Source organism: Paraburkholderia sp. BR10937 (assembly GCF_040965695.1).
Classification (GTDB): domain Bacteria; phylum Pseudomonadota; class Gammaproteobacteria; order Burkholderiales; family Burkholderiaceae; genus Paraburkholderia.
Window position 1 is genome coordinate 63,906 of record NZ_JBFRCL010000025.1, and the last position, 19,083, is coordinate 82,988.

Below are 19,083 nucleotides of genomic sequence, written 5' to 3' on the forward strand. Positions count from 1 at the left end.
ACGCCCGGCGAAGGTAAGGCTTACGCCTGGCTCTTTTCGCTGCTTTCGCCGCTGCCGTCCTTATGGAACACGCGCTTGGTCGCGCGCTTGGTGGCCTCGTAACCTTCGCGCGACGCATGCGCGATGCCGTGGCCCACCGTCTTCGCCGCGTGCGCGGTGGCGTGGCCGAAGTCGCGTGCGGCGTGGCCGGTTTTCGTGGCCGCTTCCTTCGAGTCGTGCTTGATGTTCTCCTTCACTTCGTGAAGGTCGGCGTGCGCCATCGTGCTGGCCATGCCCAGCACGAGCGCGGCAAGTATGAACCGTTTGGATTTCATCATCGGGCTCCCTTTTCTATTGTCATCGAATGACTGCGGACGCGTCGAGCATGACCGCCGCGCGTCCCGTAAGCAGCACGCGGCCCGCGCCGCGCACCGTAAAGCCATAGAGTATCGTATTGCCGCTGCCGCTCACGCGCTCGGCTTCGATCGCGAGCGGCGAGGCGAGCGTGTCGAGGCGCTCGACATGCGCCACCACGCTGCGCACGCTCGCCAGAAAACCCACGCGCGGGCGGCCCGCAGTTGCGCCATCCAGTGCGCCGAGCAACGCGCCATGCACTGCCATGGCCTGCGCCGCGTACTCCACGCCGCACACCGCCGCGAGGCGCCCGCGCGAGCGTAGCGGGTTGTGCGGATCGCGATGGCTGGTCGCCACGCAGCGGATGCGCGTTTCGTCCCACGCCTGCACCGCGTCGAGCAGGCACATCGCGCCGCTGTGCGGGATGCGCGCCGCGATCCATGCGCGGTCGAGCGGCGCGCCCGGCGCGGCGTTAGCGATCACGTCCGCGAGCGTAGCCGGCAGGGTGGCTTGCGTCGTCATGCCCCCTCTCCAGAGGCGTCCAGGGGCGAGACGTCGATTTGCACGCGCAGTTCGGGCATGTAGTCGATGACCACGCTCGCAGGCCGGCCGCATGTGTCCATGCGCGCGAGCGCTTCGAGCAGCGGCAGCACGCGCGCGGCGGGATTGTTCGTGCGCAGCGCCTCGAGTTCGGGCGAGGCGAGCGGCGTCGCCAGCGCTTCGGTGAGCGTCATGTCCAAGCGCGCAAGCGTCGTCGCGCTCGCCTGCGGCGCGAGCACGAGCGCCACGCCGAATGCATCGGCCACGGGCCGCAATGCGTGCAGCGGCTCGGGATAGTCGGCGTCGTAGGCGATCAGCAAGGTGGGCACGCCATCCACGGCCACCTGGCACGCGCTTTCGAGCAGCCCCGCCGCGAAGCTGCCGTCGTGCGCACACAGCACGTTCGATGCGGCCCGGTCGCGCGTCGCGATGCTCCAGTAGCCCGCGGGCGCGTTGTGCACCGAGTTGTGAAATCGCGTGGGCGAAAGCAGGCGGTCGTCGCCGGCCAGCGCGTCGCAGATTATGTGGCAGTTCTGACCATCTCCACCCGAGGCCGCGAACACGGCGGCGAGCGTCGTCGCGTCGCGGCCGCTCGCCGCGACGGCTTCGTGGCCCACGGCGAGCGCGGTCTTGACGACGGCCCCGGTGCGGCGGCGCTCTGCCGCCGGCAGCCCTTCCGGCGGCGGCAGCACCGTTCGTGCGCTCGCGTAGGGCGTGCGCGCGGCGAGCACGTCGGCCGTCTGCGGCCAGTTGGCGAGACCCGGGCCGATCACGCCGACGCTTTCGATGAATGCGGAAAGTCTCATGGCGGTCATCCGTGATGTGCGCGGTCCGCGCGGCCAAACAGGAGGCTGCAGTTCGTGCCGCCAAACCCGAATGAATTGCTGAGCGCGGCGCCGACTTGCGCCTCGCGGCTTTCCAGCACATAGTCGAGGCCGAGCGCGGCGTCGGGCTGCGTGGTGTTGACGCCGGCGGGCACGAAGCGATGGCGCAGCGCGAGCGCCGCGATCACGGCCTCGAGCGCGCCCGCCGCGCCGAGCGTATGCCCCGTCGCGCCCTTGGTCGAACTGCATGGCGTGCGCTCGAACAGCGCGTTGATCGCGCGGCTTTCGGCGACGTCGTTGCTCGGCGTGGCCGTGCCATGCAGATTGATGTAGCCGATTTCGCCTGGGGCCACGCCCGCGGTGGAAAGCGCCTGCGCCATCGCGGCGCGCGCACCGAGCCCGTCGGGATGCGGCGACGACATGTGATGCGCGTCGCTCGACTCGCCCACGCCGAGCAGCAGGATCGCGTCGTCGTCCAGCGTGTCCGGCGTGCGCTCGAGGAAGGCGAACGCCGCGGCCTCGCCGATCGAAATGCCATTGCGGTTCACGTCGAACGGGCGGCACGGATCGCGCGACAGCAGTTCGAGCGAGTTGAAACCGTACAACGTCGTCAGGCACAGCGAATCGACGCCGCCCACCACGGCCGCGTCGATCAGCCCCGCTTCGATCATGCGGCGCGCGGAGCCGAACACCTTCGCGCCCGAAGAACAGGCCGAAGAAATCGACGTGGCCGGCCCACGCAGTCCGAAGTACGCGCGCACGAACGAGGCCAGCGCGAACGGGTTGTGCGTCTGCGCGTAATGAAAGCCCGGCTTGAGCGCGCCGCTTTCCAGGTCCCGCTGCCGGTAGGCGTTTTCAGTTTCGAGAATGCCCGAGGTGCTGGTGCCGACGAACACGCCCACGCGCTCGGCGCCATAGCGCGCGACGGCGGCCTGAATGTGCTCGGCGAAACCGTCCTGCGTGAAGCCGATTTGCGCGAGACGGTGGTTGCGGCACGCGTAGTCCGCGAGATCGGCGCGCAGCGTCTCGCTCTCGAGGCCCGCCACTTCGCCTATCCACGTATCGAGGTCCGCGCGTTCGAAGTCGCAGCGCGCGAGGCCCCCGCGCTTGCCGCGCAGCGCGTCGAGCGTCGCGTCGAGCCCGCGCCCGAGGCAGCTGGTAGCGGTGAAATGCGAAAGGATCAGTGGCTTCACGTCAGTCGTTCCGTTTGCGCAGCGGTGGAATCAGGGTTGACCGGCTTCGCCGTCGAGGCACGCGCGCAGTGTGGTCCACTGCAGCTGGCGTTCGGCGGCGGCGCGCAGGAGCGGCGGCAGCACGTCGAGCACGAGCGGCTTGCCGCTTGCGTCGCGCGCCGCGTGGCCGTCGTGCACGAGCAGGATGTCGCGCGCAGCCAGGCCATCGAGCAATCGGTGCGTGACCGTGCCGGCCTCTTTCGCGCGGGTGTCGAAGCCGCGCCGGGTCCAGCTCGCGAGGTGCAGGCCGAGGCCGCACAGCACCGGCTCGAGGAACGGATTGCGCAGACCAGCCGGTGCGCGGAAAAAGCGCGGCGGCGTCCCCGCGATTTCGGTGAGCGTGCGCTGCGCCGCCGCGATCTCGCGCTTCATCACGAGCGGCCCCGAGACTGAAAACGTATGCCGATGGCGCTGGCTATGGTTCTCGACGGCATGGCCGCGCGCCACGATCGCTTCGACCAGATGCGGGTGGCGTCGCGCCAGCTCGCCGATGCAGAAGAACGTTGCGCGCGCATCGAAACTATCCAGCAAGTCGAGCACGCGCGGCGTCACTTCGGGGTCCGGACCATCGTCGACGGTGAGCGCGATGCGCCGCGCCGCGTGTTCGGGCAGGCGCGTCCAGTTCGGGCCGAGCAACGCGCTGCGCGGCCACAATCCCGCAGCGGTCAGCGCGAGATGCGACGCGATTACGCTGCCCGCGGCCCACGGCCACGCGTGCGGCTGCGCGACCACGGCGGCGGCCGCTCCCGCGTGCAGCACCGCCGCGCCGCTCATGAACGGCGATGGCCTCCAGCGGCGCGCCGCGGCAGAAGCGGTGTTCACGCGCGTAGTGGGCAACGAAGCCGAGTTCATGCGCGGCCTCCGTGCGGGTGGGTCATCTGCGCGCGTTCGGGGCGCGGGCGAGCGGGCCGCCGCTCGTCGCGGGTATCGGCGCTCACGTGCGCCTCGGCGCTGCTGTGCACGACCGGCGGCGCGAGAATCGCCGCGAACACGAGCGCGAGCATCGCGCCCGGACCGACCGTCAGCCCGAACGTTTCGAGCAGCGGCACATGAGACAGCGAGAGCAGGCCGAAGCCCGCCACCGTCGCGAGATTGGCGACGAGCAGCGAGACGAGCGTGCGCGGCGTGATGCCCGCTGCGTCGTCGCGCTTGCAGAAGAACAACGCATAGTTCGAGCCCACCGCCACGATCAGCAGCATGCCGACCAGGTGCAGGATGGTGAGCGATACGCCCGCCAGCGCGAATCCCGCCGCCACGACCAGCACCGCCGCGACGAGCGGCGCGAGCGCCCGCGCCGCGCGCGAGAACGAGCGCAGCGAGATCACCAGCAGCACGACGATGACGACGAAACCCGCGAGCGAGAGGCGAATGTCTTCGTGCACGTAGTCCACGTACATGCGGTCGGCTTCGGCCTTCAGGTCGACGAAGAGTGCGCCCGGCACGTCCGCACGGGCAACGGCGTCGCTCACGGAACCGGCGTTGAGGCTCGGCGTATTTGCGGCCTGTGCGCTCTGTGCATTGCGCGGCGCGCGCAGGGCGAGCATGGCGCTCCATTGGCCGTCGCGCTGGGTCAGGAGCGCATCGACGGCAAGCGCCATCGACGTGCCCTTGAGGTCCGCACGCGTGACGAGCGGCGCGTTGCGCGCCGCCTCGACGTCGGCGAGGAACGGTGCGAAGGCGTCGGGCCTCACGTCCACCGGCTGGTTCCTGATCGCCTCCTGCAGGCGCGCCGCGAGCACGTCCTTGGCGGGCAGGCTCGCGAGGCGCGCGCGTTGGGTGGCGTCGCTCGGCAGATAGCGCGCGGGGCTCTCGAAGCCGCCCAGCACGCCACGCTCGACGAGCGGCTGCAACTGCGCGCCGACCTTCTCCGCGCCTTCGAGCGCGGCCTGCTCGCTCGCAGCCGGAATCACCACGAGATAGCGCACGTCGGGCGCACCCACGTCCGCGCGCAGGCGCGTGTCGAGCGCCTGGCTCGCGGCGGGCACGGGACTCAAGGAAGCAAGCTCGTGGCTCCAGAGGTCGTCGCGATGCAGCCAGAGGGACGCCAGCGCGGCGAGCACGAGCGCCGCGAGCGGCCAGCGCAGGCGCGGCGCCGCGTGCGCCAGACGCGCGAGCGCCGCGCCGATGCGCGACACATCGCGAATCGCGACTGCGCCGCCGCACAGCTGCGGCAGCACGAAGCGCGTGACGAGCGCGGCGCTCGCGAGGCCCGCGATCGAATAGAGCCCGAGTTGCACGAGGCCGGGGAAGCCCGAGAACAGCATCGTCGCGAAGCCGCACACCGAGGTCAGCACGCCAAGGCGGATGGTCGGCCAGTAAGCAGCGAGCCAGGCGCGCATCGACTCGCGGCCCTGCGGCGCACCGCGGGGACCGCCCTGCGACGACTGCACGAACAGGTAGATCGAGTAGTCCACCGCCTCGCCCATCAGCGTCGTGCCGAAGCCGAGCGTCAAGCCATGCACCGTGCCGAACACGAGCGAAACCGTGGCGATGCCCGCCGCCACGCCCGAGAACACCGGCAAGAGCCCGAGCCCCAGCGTGCGCGGCGAGCGGTACAGCGTGAGCAGCAGCGCGACGATCAGCACGAGGCTCAGGGTGGAGAGGCGTTCCACGTCGTGGCGAATGGCGTCGCGCGTGGCGACCCCGAACACGCCGGGCCCCGTCAGCGACACCTGGTAGGCCGAAGCATTGGGCAAGCTGCGCGTGGCGGCGGCAAAGGCGGCGCGCACGGCGTCGATGGCGTGCGACTGGGCGTCGGTGTCGGAACCGGCCGCCGCCGTTTGCGCCACCAGCACGGCGCGCCGGCCGTCGCGCGAGGCCCATACGCCGCCGCGGCTCGCAGGCTGCGCCGCGCTGTCGAGCTGGCCGACCATCGCGGCCACTTCGCCCGTCGGGTCGCGCGGCAGCAGGTCCTTGGCAACGAGGCCCGCCGATGACGTCAGCAGATCGAGGCTCTCGCCCAGCGCTTCGTGCAACCCCTGTTCCGAGAAGTGTTGTGGCGTGACCGCCGGACTCAGCACATAGCGGTGCGCGAACATGAACCGCTCGTCGCGCGCGTCGTTCTCGCCCGAGCCGTTGTGAATCGCCACGAATTGCGGGTCGGCGCGCAGGCTCGCCGCCACGCGGCGCGAAAGCTCTGCGCGCGTGCTCTCGTAGCCGCCGTCGATGCCGATCAGAATGAGCCGGGACGCCAGGCCGTCGCGCAGTTGATCGACGAGAACTTGCTGCGTGGGACTCGGCGAGCGCGGCAGAAACGCCGAGAGATCGGCGGTGAAGTTCGCGCGGCCGATCGCCACCGCGCACGCGAAGAGGCACAGCAGCCACACCGCGACGGCGCGGCGCTGCACGAGCGCGAAGCCGCGCGCAAGGACCGGATGGGCGCGCGGGTCCATCAGTTCGCGTCCCCGGAAAGGGCGTGCAGGCGCATCACCGAATGATCGCCGTCCGCCTGCTGGATCGCGACGCTGCGCATCGCGTCGCGCGTGCCGTCTATCGTGATGGTGTTCACCACCTTGCGCATGCGCGAGTCGAGCGGCGTGAGCGTGAGCGTCCAGTCGTCGCCCTCACCCGTGAGCGCGACCTTGTACACCTGCTCCAACGCGAAGCGATTGCCCGCGAGCGTCGCACGAATGCTCTCGATGAACGCGCCCAGCTCGGGATAGCGCGCGAGCGCCAGCGTGTATTTGTGGTTCTCGCGCTGCACGGTCAGCATGTCGCCGTCCACCACGAGGTGCTCGGGCTTGGGGTTCTGCGTGATCTTTTCCAGATGATCGGGCGCGACGAACACGAGTTCGCCCGAAGACTCGACGGGCTGCGTGGCGATCGAGAGGTACTTCGTTTCGGTGAAGCTCGCGCGGCCGGACTTGTGCTGCGCGAGCGTGGACATCAGGCGGTCGAGCGTCCAGGCGGGCTGCGCGGTTTCGGCAGCCTGTGCCGGCGCGGCAGGCGCGGCCGCCGTCATGATGGACGCGGCGATGAAAGCGGCGCTCGCCAGCGCACGCTGGCAGCGTGTGCGCAAGGTTGTGCAACGGCGGATCGCGCTCATGCGTCGGTCACCTCGTGCACGGGAAGCTCGGCATGGGGGCGCGTCTCGCGCCGGCGCACGGTCGCCGGCGCCGACGCGCGGGCCGCGGCGCCCGCCGCCGCAGTCGATGCCGGTGCGCCAGCCATCGCGCCCTGCTTGCCGCCCTGCCAGAAGTCGTAGTAGTTGAACCAGTTGTACGGCGCCATGCGGCAATAGCGGTCGAGCAGCGTGACGTAACGCACGAGCGCCGCGTCGATGGCGCGCTGGCGCGACTCGCGCGGCACGTCGGTAAAGTCCGCCAGCGTCTCGAAGTGCACGTCGTAGCGATTGCCGCCGCGATACAGGCCCGTCATAAAGAGCACCGGGCGCTTGAGCATCGCGGCCATGTAGAGCGGCCCGAGCGGGAACGCCGCCGGCTCGCCGAGAAACGCCATGCGCCGCATGGTGGCGGCGTCGTCGGCGAGCAGCGTGCGGTCCGCGAGCATACCCACCATGCAGTTCTGGTCGAGACGCTCGTGCACCTTCAGCATCGAGCCGACCTGGCCGAGCCCGATCACTTCGGGCTTCGCCGCAGGATTCACGGCGGCGAGCGTCGCGTTGATCTTCTGCGCGTTCTCTTCGTACATCGTCACGACCACGCGCAGGTCGGGCCGCGTGCGGCCGAGCGCGCGCACGATCTCGAAGCTGCCGAGGTGCGCGCCCATCAGGAACACGCCGCGCCCCTTGGCGAGCGTCTCGTCCACGAGCGTATGGCCGTGCGGGCGGATATCGAACATGTCGAAGCGCGCGTTCGCCAGATAGATGCGGTCGTGGATCGTCGAGGCGAACGTAAACACGTGGCGATAGATGTCGCGCCAATGCGCCGGACGGCCCAGCACGCGGCGCAGGTAGTCGCGCGAGGCGGCGCACGCGCGCGGCGAAAACAGCACGAAATACAGCGCGATCAAATGCAGCAGCGCGCGGCCCGCGCGACGGCCGAGGCGCAGCGAGAGCCACGTCATGATGCGCAGGAGCAGCGTGTTGCTGCGCTCCTGCTGGTTCGCCCAGTCGGTGCGCCTGGTCATGGCTGCGCTCCGGTTTTTTCGTCGCTGATGACGCCGCTCGCGACATCGCGCGCGCCCGCGCGCAGCGTGAAGCGGATCGCGCCGCTCGTCGCCGCGTCCCAGGCGAGGTCGAGCGTTTCGCCAGGCGCGGCCGGGCTCAGGAATTTCGCGGTGCTGAGCTTGAACGATTCGAACGGCCGGTTCAGCGCATCGCCGATCGCGTCGATGGCGTGATCGAGCAGCACGACGCCGGGCACGATCGGGTGACCCGGGAAGTGGCCAGGCAGCGCGGGATGATCGGCGGGAATCGTGAACGAAAGCGTGGTTGCGGGTTCGGACAGAGCGTCGCCCGCTTCCTTCGTGGCCGGAGCGAGGCCGCCGCGCATCTGCCGCGCGACGCACGCCGCGAGCACGTCATGCGGCAGCTTGCCAGTGTCGTTGCGCGGCAGCGAATCGACGAACAGGAGCGGACGCGGCAGAAACGCGCGATCGATGCGCTCGCGCAGCGCGCGCTGCAGATCGGCGAGCGTAAGCGTCGGCGCGACCACGAGCGCGACGAGGCGCTGCACGACGTCGTGGCCCGTGTGCGCATCGTGCTCGAGGTGGGCGGGCATGAAGAACACGCCGTCCGCCACGCCCGGAATCGCGTTGAGCTGATGGTTGAGGTAGGCGAGCGAGGTCCGCTTGCCCGCGATGTTGATGAGGTCCGCCTTGCGCCCGTGCAGCAGGAAACGCTGCGCATCGAGCAGTTCGATGGCGTCGCCCATCGGCACCGGTTCTTCCACGTGGCCGCCCGAGACCCACATCGTCGGGCCTTCGTCGTCCGGTGCTGCGCTTGCACGCGCTTCGAAGCGAACCTTCGGGAACAGTTGCCACGTTGCGCCCTTCGCGGTGCGGCGCGTCGCGATCTGGCCGGTTTCGGTGCTGCCGTAAATCTCGACGAGCGGCGCCTTCAGGCGCGCTTCCGCTTCGAGCGCGAGCTTTTCCGAAAGCGGCGCGGTGGCGGAGAGCACCAGCTCGGCCGGCGGCAGCGCATGATCGGTGGCAAGCAGCGCGCGCAGATGGATCGGCGAGGTCACGAGCACGCGCGGGTGCGGCACGGCTTCGAGTTCGTCGCGGATATCGACGGGATAGAACGGCAGCCGGTTGCTGAACGCGAAGCCGCCGATCAGCGGCAGCAGCACGGTCACTTCGAAGCCGTACATGTGCTGCGGGGGCACCGTGCCGACGATCGTGCAGTCTGGCGCGCCCAGCAGGCCGTGCCGCTCGGCCGACGCGCGCACACCCGCCACCAGCACGCCCCACGTCTTGCCATGCGGCACCGGCGCGCCGGTGGACCCCGACGTGAACACGTAGGCCGCGACGCGCGAGGCGTCGATCTGCGGGACGACGAACGGCGCATCCGCATCGGCTTCCTGCCGGGCTTCGGGATACGCGAAACGCGGCAGGTCGATCGCGCAATCGGGCGCGTCGTGCAGGCAGAACGCGTCGGGGGCGAACGAGGCGAGCTGGCGCACCGTTTCCGGCGTCTGCGTCGAGGGCAGCAGGCTGATGCGCCCGGACACGAGCGCCGCGCACAGGCCCACGGTGAAGCGGTAGCGGTCGCGGCAGACGTTGAATACGTGGCCGCCCGCCGGCAGTGCCGCGGCCACACGCGTGACCTCGGCGAGGAACGTGCGCACCGTAACGGGCGCGCCGTCGCGCCAGGCCATGACCTGGTCGGGCGACGTATGAAAAACGAGCGGATGAGTCTGCATAACTTCAGTCAATACGGATTCCTGCGTTGTTCCCTGCTTTGATTCAGGCTGGCGAGCGGCATCCATGATCAGGAATGCTCCGCGTGCGCCTGGGTCGTCTGCCGGTATGCGCGAATCGCGTCGAGCATGCCGGCATTCGGCTCGCCCGGCAGCACGAAACGCCGGCATGCGTGCTCGGCGACGAACATCACCGCCACCAGCGGCAACGCCAGATAGTTGGCGAACGTCGACCACGCGACGATCGGTGCAACCGCGAACATCAACGTCGAAACGCCGGCAATTGCGATGAAAAAGAGCGTCCATGCGAGCGTGATCTGGCGCGTATAGCGCACGACGGCCGGCGCTAGCGCGCCGCCGTGGATCATCGACGCGAACTGCGTGCAAAGCGGCACGCGCCCCGCCGCGAGCGTGCGCCCGAACAGCAGCGCCATCGCGAGGTTGAAGCTCACATGCTCCAGATACAGTCCCCATTCAAAGTGCAAAGCAAGCGGCGTGCGCATGTACCACAGCGCGAGCACCACGAGCGTCCACAGCGGCAGCAGCCACACCCGGCGCGGCGAGCGCGCGGCGGCGGCCAGGGCGATCGCGAGCGGGGGCACGAGCGCCATCGCCAGGCCGAAGCCGTGCGCGCCCGGCGTCGCTACCGCGTAATGCGCGCCGATTTGCCAGGCGGCCACCGCCGCCACGCCCAGCGCCGCACGCGCCGCCGCGGCCACGGCGCTCATCGCCCGCCTCCGCGCACGCGCGCGCCGGGGTGCCGTGAGCACGGCGCCGGCGGGCGGTTGGCCCCGGTGCGACCCAGGGCGGTCTGGCTGAGCGAAGAAGGCATCTGGCAAATATCGTAAATACAGCCGTAAGTAAATCGTAGGGTTCGGCAAGCGCCACGAAACATTGTAAGAAACGCAAATATCGGGCCGGTTTCTTGCAAGCTCGTTCGGGCACGCACATTTTAAGATTGGCGGGACCCGATCACCTGTCCTCCCGGACGCCGGTTTGTAACTGAATGTTCGGAATCACGCCAGGCAGGGCTTTTGTCCGATCCAGACAGGCCCGAAGCCGTGCAAGCGTCTCGCGCGTTCCGATCCCAAAAATGCGCGCCGCCTGGCACCGACCCTCTGTAACCCTTTCGCCTGGGAGCACGGTATACGCACCGATACCCTTCACTTAGAATCCTGGTAACTTTTACATCAAACGAACCCTAAAAACGGGTGGCCGGCGCTTTCGGCCCGCACGCCCGGAGAGCCCACGCATGATGAACGCACTGGAACAAGAGCTCGCCACGCAGATCGTGAAAGAGCTGAATCTCGAAGATGTCTCGCTCGACGAAGTGAGCGCCGACACTCCGCTCTACGGCGAAGGCTTCGGGCTCGACTCGATCGACATTCTGGAAATTGCGCTGCTGATCTCGAAGAAGTACGGCTTCGAGCTGCGCTCGGACAATCCGGACAACGAGAAGATCTTCGCGACGCTCGGCACTCTGGCCGCCTACGTCGCGGCGCACCGCGTGCGTTGACGTGCGCGACGCACGGTGCCATGACTGCCGGCGCCGGCCAGAACCTGGCCAGGATTGAGGGAGGAACACCCATGCGTGCACTCGTGACAGGCGGCAGCGGCGCACTCGGGCAGGCCATCAGCGTGGCGCTCGCGCAGGCGGGCCACGAGGTCTGGGTGCACGCGAACCGGCGTCTGGCCGAGGCCGAGGCCGTCGCGCAGCGCATCGCCGCGGCGGGCGGCAGCGCACACGCCATTGCCTTCGACGTGACCGACGCCGACGCGGCCGAAACCGCGCTCGCACGGCTCGTGGAAGACGCGCCCGTGCAGATCCTGGTGAACAACGCGGGCATTCACGACGACGCGCCGCTAGTCGGCATGCGGCGGGAGCAATGGCGCCGCGTGATCGACGTCTCGCTCAACGGCTTTTTCAACGTGACGCAGCCGCTGCTCATGCCGATGATCCGCACGCGCCACGGGCGCATCGTCAACATCGCCTCGCTCGCGGGCGTGATGGGCAATCGCGGCCAGGCGAACTACGCGGCCGCGAAGGCCGGGCTGATCGGCGCGACGAAATCGCTCTCGCTGGAACTGGCTTCGCGCGGCATCACCGTGAACGCCGTGGCGCCCGGCATCATCGCGTCGCCGATGGCGGAGCACGCGTTTCCCGCCGAGCGCATCAAGCAGCTCGTGCCCGCGCAGCGCGCCGGCCAGCCCGCGGAAGTCGCGGGCATGGTGGCATACCTGGTGTCCGACGCGGCCGCCTACGTGACAGGGCAAGTGCTCTCGATCAACGGCGGCCTGGCCTGAACACGCGGCGCGTTTTCCGCTGCTGCATCCTCTGAGGAAATACGAGTGTCTGTGCAACCCTTCGACGCAAAGCGGCAGTCGCGCTCCGCGCCCGGCACCAGCACGGGCGCAAGCGCCGAAGCATCCGGATGCGACGTCCCCGCGCACGATGCGCTGGACGTCCGCCCAGGCGGTTATGCGCGCGCAGCGGCGCGACCTAGAATTTTCTCAGGGTCTCACGCTGTCGAAGCCCCCGCTGCCATGGCCACGCCTTCGTCCACGCATCTCGTCCTGATCCCGAGCTACAACCCGGGCGCCAAGCTCGACGAGACCGTGCGCGGCGCACGCGCGCAATGGAACCCCGTGTGGGTCGTGGTGGACGGCAGCACGGACGGTAGCGCCGCGCGCCTGCAGGCCATGGCCAACGACGACCCCGGCCTGCATGTCATCGTGCTGCCCGACAACCGGGGCAAGGGCGGCGCGGTGCTCGCGGGGCTCGAAGCCGCCGCGGCGCGCGGATTCACCCACGTGCTGACGATGGACTCCGACGGGCAGCACCCCGCCGCGCTGATCCCCGAATTCATGGCCGCCTCGCAGGCCGCGCCCGAAGCCATGGTGCTGGGCCGGCCGAAGTTCGACGCGAGCGCGCCGCAACTGCGCGTGCAGGGACGACGCCTGTCGAACTTCTTCGCCGACTTCGAGACGCTGTGGGCCGGCATCGGCGATTCGCTGTACGGCTTTCGCGTGTACCCGATCGCGCCGCTCAAGGCGATCATGCACCGCCAGACGTGGATGCGACGCTTCGACTTCGATCCCGAAGCGGCCGTGCGCCTGTGCTGGGCCGGCGTGCAGCCCATCCAGATCGAGGCGCCGGTGCGCTACTTCGGCGCCGATGAGGGCGGCGTCTCGCACTTCAACTACGTGCGCGACAACCTGCTGCTCGCCGGCATGCATCTGCGGCTCGTCGGCGGGTTCGCGCTGCGCCTGCCGCGCTTGCTCGGCAGGCGCCTGTTGCCCTGATCGCTGGCGTGTTACGCCGTGGCGCGCTGCGCAGCAGGCGTGCGGTAGTCGGCCAGCAAGCGCTCCTGCTTTTTGCCGGCCGCCGCGAGATTGCGCGCCTTGACGTGGCCGAAGCCGCGGATCTCGTCGGGCAGCGCCGCCAACTGCAGCGCGAGCGGCAGGCGCTGCGCGTCGAGGCTCGCGCAGAATTCGTCCACGAGCGCCACGTATTGCGCAATCGAGCGGCGTTCGTCGCGACGCTCTTCGGTCTTGCCGAACACGTCGAACGCGGTGCCGCGCAGCCCCTTCATGCGGGCCAGCGTGCGCAAGACCGGCAGCACCCACGGACCGAAACGGCGCTTCACGAGATGACCGTGCTCGTCGCGCTTCGCGAGCAGCGGCGGCGCGAGCCAGAAGTTCAGCTTGTAGTCGCGTCCCGGCTCGCCTTCGAACTGCTCGCGCAGCTTCTGCAGATACGCAGGATCGGCATACAGACGCGCGACCTCGTACTCGTCCTTGTAGGCCATCAGCTTCGCGAGATTCACGGCGACGGCTCGCGTGAGCGGCAGCTTCGCGTCGCCGCCGAGCGCCGTCTCTTTCACGCGAATACGCTCGACCACGCGGCGATATTGCTGAGCATAGGCGGCGTTCTGATACGCGGTGAGCAACGCTGCGCGCGCGGCAACCACCTTGTCGAGCGATTCGGGCATGCGCAGGACGATGGCCTGCGGTTCCGCCGGCGTTCTGGTGAGCGCGCGCACGACCGCTTCGCCATGATGCGCGACGTAGCGCCCCCAGTTGAACGCCTGCTGGTTCTTCTCCACGGCCACGGCGTTGAGTTCGATCGCGCGACGCAGATGCGCGAGTTCGAGCGGCAGCCAGCCCTTTTGCCATGCATAGCCCAGCAGCAGCGGATTGCTGTAGATCGTGTCGCCGAGCAAGGCCAGCGCGAGCGCATTGGCGTCCACGAACGCACAGCCCTCGCCGATGCTCGCGCGCAGTTCAGACTCGGTTTGCGCGCCCGGGAACGTCCACTTCGGATTCTTGACGAATTCCGCAGTCGGCGTCGCGCCGCTGTTGATCGCCGCGACCGTCACGCCATGCTGGGTGCGCGAGAGCACGTCGCCCGAAGCGGAGACGATCGCATCGCAGCCGATCACGAGGCGGGCCTCGCCCGTGGCGATGCGCGTGGCGTGCAAGGCAGCGGGCGTCGCCGCCACCTGCACGTGGCTCAGCACGGCGCCGCCCTTTTGCGCGAGCCCGGCCATGTCGAGCACCGTCACGCCCTTGCCCGCGAGATGCGCGGCCATGCCGATCAGGCCACCGATGGTCACGACACCCGTGCCGCCCACACCCGTCACGAGAATGCCGTAAGGCTTCGCCAGTTGCGGAAGCACGGGCATGGGCAGCGCGTCGAAATCGATCGAGGCGGCGCTGGACATATTTGCCGCGCGCGGCTTGCGCAATTGCGCGCCTTCGGCCGTCACGAAGCTCGGGCAAAAGCCCTTCACGCACGAAAAGTCCTTGTTGCACGACGACTGGTTGATCTTGCGCTTCGTGCCGAGCGGCGTATCGAGCGGCTCGACAGAAAGGCAGTTCGATTGCACCGAGCAGTCGCCGCAGCCCTCGCACACGGCGTCGTTGATGAACGCGCGGCGCGCCGGGTCGGGATAGGCGCCGCGCTTGCGGCGACGGCGCTTTTCGGTGGCGCAGGTCTGGTCGTAGATCAGCACGGTGGTGCCGGCGATTTCGCGCAACGTGCGCTGCACGCTATCGAGCTGGTCGCGATGGTGAACGTCTACGCCCGGCGGCAATACGATCTTCGCGTCGTATTTCTGCGGCTCGTCCGTGACGATGACGATGCGCTTCGCCCCTTCGGCATGCACCTGGTGCGCGATCTGCGGCACCGTGAGCACGCCGTCCACGGGCTGGCCGCCCGTCATCGCCACCGCGTCGTTGTAGAGAATCTTGTAGGTGATGTTGGCGTTCGATGCGATAGCCGCGCGAATCGCCAGCAGTCCTGAGTGAAAGTAGGTGCCGTCGCCGAGATTGACGAACACGTGTTTGTCGCCCGAGAAGTGCATCTGGCCGAGCCACGCCACGCCCTCGCCGCCCATCTGGCTGAACGTTTCGGTCTTGCGGTCCATCCACATCGACATGTAGTGGCAGCCAATGCCCGCCAGCGCACGCGAGCCTTCGGGCACGTTCGTCGAGGTGTTGTGCGGACAGCCCGAGCAGAACCACGGCTTGCGCTCCACCGTCACGCGCGGCTTCGCCGCCTCGCGCTCCTTCGCCTCGATGATCGCCACGCGCGCGAGCATGCGCGCACGCACTTCCTCGGGCACGTCGGCGCGCGCGAGACGCCGCGCAATGGCCTTGGCGATCAGCGCGGGCGAGAGTTCGTAGTGCGCGGGCAGCAGCCAGTTGCCGCGCGGCACCGACCATTCGCCGCCCTCGTTGTCGCGCTCGTCGAATTTGCCGTAGATCTTGGGGCGCACGTCTTCGCGCCAGTTGTACAGCTCTTCCTTGAGCGCGTATTCGAGGATCTGGCGCTTTTCCTCCACCACGAGAATCTCTTCGAGCCCGGTGGCGAAGCCGCGCGCGTCCTGCGCGTCGAGCGGCCACACACAGCCCACCTTGAGCACGCGCACGCCGATCTGCGCGCAGGTTTCGTCGTCGAGGCCGAGGTCGGTGAGCGCCTGGCGCACGTCGAGATACGCCTTGCCCGCGGTCATGATGCCAAAGCGTGCGCGCGGCGAATCGATCACCACGCGGTTCAGGCGGTTCGCGCGCACATAGGCGAGCGCGGCGTACCACTTCTCGTCGAGCAGGCGCGCTTCCTGAGCGAGCGGCGTGTCGGGCCAGCGGATGTTGAGGCCGCCTTCGGGCATGGTGTAGTCGGCGGGCGTGACGATTGCCACGCGATCCGGGTCGAGGTCGATCGACGCCGTCGACTCAATCACGTCGGTCACGCACTTCATGGCGACCCACAGGCCCGAGTAGCGGCTCATGGCCCAGCCGTGCAAACCGTAGTCGAGATATTCCTGCACGTTCGCGGGATAGAGCACGGGAATGCCCGCCGCGATGAGCGCGTGCTCGGACTGGTGCGCGACCGATGACGACTTCGCCGCGTGGTCGTCGCCCGCGAGCACGAGCACGCCACCGCGCGCGTCGCTGCCCGCGGAGTTGGCGTGCTTGAACACGTCGCCGGTGCGGTCGACGCCGGGGCCCTTGCCGTACCACATGCCGAACACGCCGTCGCGCTGCGCGCCGGGCCAGAGATTGATCTGCTGCGTGCCCCACACCGCGGTCGCGGCGAGGTCTTCGTTGACGCCGGGCTGGAACACGACGTCGTGGGCCTGGAGATGTTTTTTCGCCTTCCAGAGCGACTGGTCGAGCGCGCCGAGCGGCGAGCCGCGATAGCCGGAGACGAAGCCCGCGGTGTTCAGGCCGGCCTTGCGGTCGCGCGCCTTTTGCAGCATGGGCAGGCGCACCAGCGCCTGGGTGCCGCTGATGTACACGCGGCCTTTTTCCAGCGTGTATTTGTCGTCGAGCGAAACGGATGCGGCTAGCGATGCGGCGTCTACGGCGGCACGGTCTGGGGCGTTCATGGCGGGGCTGTCTCCGGAATCGGTACTTCATCGGTACGTTTTCCGGGCGAGTATAGGAAGCCGATATGCCATCGTAAAATCACAAATTGGGAACACGGGTATGCGAAAAACGGATGGCTGGGTGCGTGGAAAACCATGTATTGGGGGCGCTTGCTCAAGCGCTTCAGGCATTTGCCGTTAACACACGGGACCAGCAACCACTCATTCCGGAGTCCCGCTTGCACGCGAAACCACGCGCTCTGCCATCTGCATTTGTCCTGTTCGGAACCCTGGCCGCAACCCTGCTGATCAGCGGCTGCGTCTCGAGCCCCCGCGTCGCCACCGCCCCCGCGCGCGCCACGACCGTGGTTGCCGCTCCCCCGCCGCCGCCCCCGCCTGTCGTCGTCGCGCAACCCGTTTATGTGCCGCAGCCGTACGACGCCTATGTTTCGGTCGTGCTCGACCGCGACGTGGTCTACGCCGGCGGCAGCACCTATATCTGGATCGTGGGGCCGGACGGCCACCGCCAGCGCCGCTACTACGGCCGCGGCGACCTGCGCGGCGAAGTCCTGCACCGCCGCGCGGAACTGCGCGTGGTGATGGCGCACAACGAAGGCCATCTGCCGATGCAGCACGCGCGCATGCCCGAGCCCCAGCGCGTGCGCGTGACGATGCAGCCGCACGGCACGCCGCCGCATGGCTACCGGCCGCAGCCGGGCGGGCGCCCGCCGGCGCACACCGCCCAGCATCGCCCGGCACCCGCGCCGAACCGCAACGCCAGCGCCAGCGCCAATGCCAATGCCAATGCCAATGCCAATGCCGGCCATCATCGCCACCCCGATGGCCGTCCCAACGCCGCGCCCGCGCCGCGTTTCGCGGGCCAGCCGCCGCATGCCGGCTAAGGCTGGCTAAAACTGGCTAGCGCCAGCTAAGGCCTGAAGTTCGAACCGTCCGCCAGCGTTCGCTGGCCGGCCTCGAAGGCGTCGCCGCCCGCCTGCGGCGGCGCTTCCTCCCTTGCCTCACCTGCCGCCACTCGCCGCGCGGCTACAGTTGCGTCCCCAAAATTGCCGCCTGAAGCGCATCCTCGGTACAACACCGCCGCGACTAAGTGTCGCGATATATATCACATCGCGATATAATCCCTTTTCTTTGGGCGGCGCCGAGCCGTCTGCGGTCCATCCGTTCCAGATCCGGTCCGAATCGTGTCACGCTTCAAAGTCCTTCGCTGGCTCACCCGCTTCACCCCTTCCAGGGTCACCATTACATGGCGCGAGCGCCTGCGCTCGGGCGGCGGCGCGCTGGTCGGCATCGCGCTGACGGGCGCGCTCGCGCACCGGCTGCCTGGCGGCAATCCGGGCATCGCGTACCTGATCGCCCCGATGGGCGCCTCCGCCGTGCTGCTGTTCGGCGTGCCCGCCAGCCCGCTCGCGCAGCCCTGGTCGATCATCGGCGGCAACCTCGTTTCCGCCACCGTGGGCGTGAGCGCGGCGATGTGGATCCATGACCCTGTGCCGGCCGCCGCCGTGGCCATCGCCGTGGCGATCGTCGCGATGTTTACGCTGCGCTGCGTGCATCCACCTTCGGGCGCGGTCGCGCTGACCGCGGTGCTGGGCGGCCCGGCAGTGCATGCGCTGGGCTATGAATTCGTGTTCGTGCCCGTCGCGCTGCAGTCGTTCCTGCTGCTCGGCGGCGCGCTCGTCTATCACGCCGCCACGGGGCATCGCTACCCGCACGCCGCGCGGCGCCCGCGGGTGGCCGGTCCCGTCCCCGCGCAGGCCGGATTCACGCGCGCCGACCTCGAAGCGGTCCTGCGAGAGCGCGACGAAATGCTCGACATCGACACCGACGACCTCGAAGCCGTGCTGCAGGACGCCGAGATCCGCGCCTACGCGCGCAGCTTCGGCGAACTGACCTGCGCGGACGTCATGTCGGCCAATGTGGTGAGCATCACGCCCGCGACGACCGTGGGCGAAGCACGCTCGCTGCTCAAGCGCCACGACGTGAAGGCGCTGCCCGTGGTGGACGCGCATCGCCAGGTGAAGGGCATCGTCACGCGCGCCGACCTCGCCGACGACGGGCGCGAGCGGCATCCGCTGCGTCTCATGCTCTACGCGATCGCGCGCCTGTTCCGGCCGCACGCCGAGGCCGGCCAGAACGTCGCCACGCTGATGACCACGCATGTGCTGACCGTCGCGAACACGACGCCGATCGTCGAACTCGTGCGCATTTTTGCGGGCCACGGGCACCATCATGTGCCGGTGGTCGATCACGAACACCGGCTCGCGGGCATCATCACGCAGGCCGACTTGATCTCGGGGCTCTATCACCAGGCGAAGACGCCGCAGCAGGCGCCGGCCTGAGCCGGTTCGCGGTCATACACCTGGCCGCGATGCTGATGTGACGGGCGTTTTCGGAGAAAAATATCACATCGTGATATATTAGGAGATTAAACCGTTCCAGG

15 protein-coding genes and 1 pseudogene are annotated in these 19,083 nt (G+C 68.9%); 5 read left to right on the forward strand and 11 right to left on the reverse strand.

Annotated elements, in window-relative coordinates; translation table 11 throughout:
• Positions 1–20: 20 nt before the first annotated feature.
• The 10 genes and pseudogenes from AB4Y44_RS21340 to AB4Y44_RS21385 form a co-directional block, all read right to left on the reverse strand.
• Entirely contained in the window at positions 21–314 is a 294-nt protein-coding gene (locus AB4Y44_RS21340; RefSeq protein WP_028202427.1) for a hypothetical protein, read from the reverse strand.
• Between the two features lie 22 nt (positions 315–336).
• Positions 337–816 (reverse strand): hotdog family protein, encoded by a 480-nt coding sequence (locus AB4Y44_RS21345; protein WP_368700850.1) that lies wholly within the window; start codon positions 814–816, stop codon positions 337–339.
• 35 nt (positions 817–851) lie between these two features.
• Positions 852–1,679, reverse strand: coding sequence for a beta-ketoacyl synthase chain length factor (locus AB4Y44_RS21350; RefSeq protein WP_368700812.1), 828 nt, complete (start codon positions 1,677–1,679; stop codon positions 852–854).
• Positions 1,680–1,684: 5 nt separating this feature from the next.
• Positions 1,685–2,890: a beta-ketoacyl-[acyl-carrier-protein] synthase family protein gene (locus AB4Y44_RS21355; RefSeq protein ID WP_342922981.1), complete on the reverse strand. Its 1,206-nt coding sequence runs from the start codon at positions 2,888–2,890 to the stop codon at positions 1,685–1,687.
• 30 nt (positions 2,891–2,920) lie between these two features.
• On the reverse strand, positions 2,921–3,781 hold the full coding sequence (locus AB4Y44_RS21360; RefSeq protein WP_368700813.1) for a polysaccharide deacetylase family protein: 861 nt from the start codon (positions 3,779–3,781) through the stop codon (positions 2,921–2,923).
• Positions 3,778–6,321: an MMPL family transporter gene (locus AB4Y44_RS21365; RefSeq protein ID WP_368700814.1), complete on the reverse strand. Its 2,544-nt coding sequence runs from the start codon at positions 6,319–6,321 to the stop codon at positions 3,778–3,780. The genes AB4Y44_RS21360 and AB4Y44_RS21365 overlap by 4 nt, the downstream gene beginning before the upstream one ends.
• Positions 6,321–6,890 (reverse strand): outer membrane lipoprotein carrier protein LolA, encoded by a 570-nt coding sequence (locus AB4Y44_RS21370; RefSeq protein ID WP_368700851.1) that lies wholly within the window; start codon positions 6,888–6,890, stop codon positions 6,321–6,323. Before AB4Y44_RS21370 ends, AB4Y44_RS21365 begins: the two co-directional genes overlap by 1 nt.
• A 221-nt stretch (positions 6,891–7,111) precedes the next feature.
• A pseudogene (locus AB4Y44_RS21375) lies at positions 7,112–8,017 on the reverse strand (acyl-CoA synthetase); the annotation flags it as partial.
• Positions 8,014–9,753 (reverse strand): AMP-binding protein, encoded by a 1,740-nt coding sequence (locus tag AB4Y44_RS21380; protein WP_368700852.1) that lies wholly within the window; start codon positions 9,751–9,753, stop codon positions 8,014–8,016. The gene AB4Y44_RS21380 and the pseudogene AB4Y44_RS21375, both read right to left, overlap by 4 nt.
• Before the next feature lie 68 nt (positions 9,754–9,821).
• Positions 9,822–10,478 (reverse strand): hypothetical protein, encoded by a 657-nt coding sequence (locus tag AB4Y44_RS21385; RefSeq protein WP_368700815.1) that lies wholly within the window; start codon positions 10,476–10,478, stop codon positions 9,822–9,824.
• Between the two features lie 527 nt (positions 10,479–11,005).
• On the opposite strand from AB4Y44_RS21385, the gene AB4Y44_RS21390 reads away from it, so the two are divergent.
• The 3 genes from AB4Y44_RS21390 to AB4Y44_RS21400 all read left to right on the forward strand — a co-directional run bounded on the left by AB4Y44_RS21390 (position 11,006) and on the right by AB4Y44_RS21400 (position 13,053).
• Positions 11,006–11,266 carry a phosphopantetheine-binding protein gene (locus AB4Y44_RS21390; protein ID WP_342923047.1) on the forward strand — a complete coding sequence of 87 codons (261 nt, stop codon included), beginning with the start codon at positions 11,006–11,008 and terminating at the stop codon, positions 11,264–11,266.
• Positions 11,267–11,337: 71 nt separating this feature from the next.
• Entirely contained in the window at positions 11,338–12,054 is a 717-nt protein-coding gene (fabG, locus tag AB4Y44_RS21395) for a 3-oxoacyl-ACP reductase FabG (protein WP_342922985.1), read from the forward strand.
• Between the two features lie 240 nt (positions 12,055–12,294).
• The gene (locus AB4Y44_RS21400; RefSeq protein WP_342922986.1) at positions 12,295–13,053 is read left to right on the forward strand and encodes a glycosyltransferase family 2 protein; all 759 of its coding nucleotides are present in this window, start codon (positions 12,295–12,297) and stop codon (positions 13,051–13,053) included.
• An 11-nt stretch (positions 13,054–13,064) separates the two neighbouring features.
• Here AB4Y44_RS21400 and AB4Y44_RS21405 read toward each other — a convergent pair whose 3' ends face one another.
• Positions 13,065–16,643 carry an indolepyruvate ferredoxin oxidoreductase family protein gene (locus tag AB4Y44_RS21405; RefSeq protein ID WP_368700816.1) on the reverse strand — a complete coding sequence of 1,193 codons (3,579 nt, stop codon included), beginning with the start codon at positions 16,641–16,643 and terminating at the stop codon, positions 13,065–13,067.
• A gap of 218 nt (positions 16,644–16,861) precedes the next feature.
• On the opposite strand from AB4Y44_RS21405, the gene AB4Y44_RS21410 reads away from it, so the two are divergent.
• Positions 16,862–17,524 carry a hypothetical protein gene (locus tag AB4Y44_RS21410; protein ID WP_368700817.1) on the forward strand — a complete coding sequence of 221 codons (663 nt, stop codon included), beginning with the start codon at positions 16,862–16,864 and terminating at the stop codon, positions 17,522–17,524.
• Positions 17,525–17,824: 300 nt separating this feature from the next.
• Positions 17,825–18,982: an HPP family protein gene (locus tag AB4Y44_RS21415; RefSeq protein WP_368700818.1), complete on the forward strand. Its 1,158-nt coding sequence runs from the start codon at positions 17,825–17,827 to the stop codon at positions 18,980–18,982.
• Positions 18,983–19,083 lie beyond the last annotated feature (101 nt).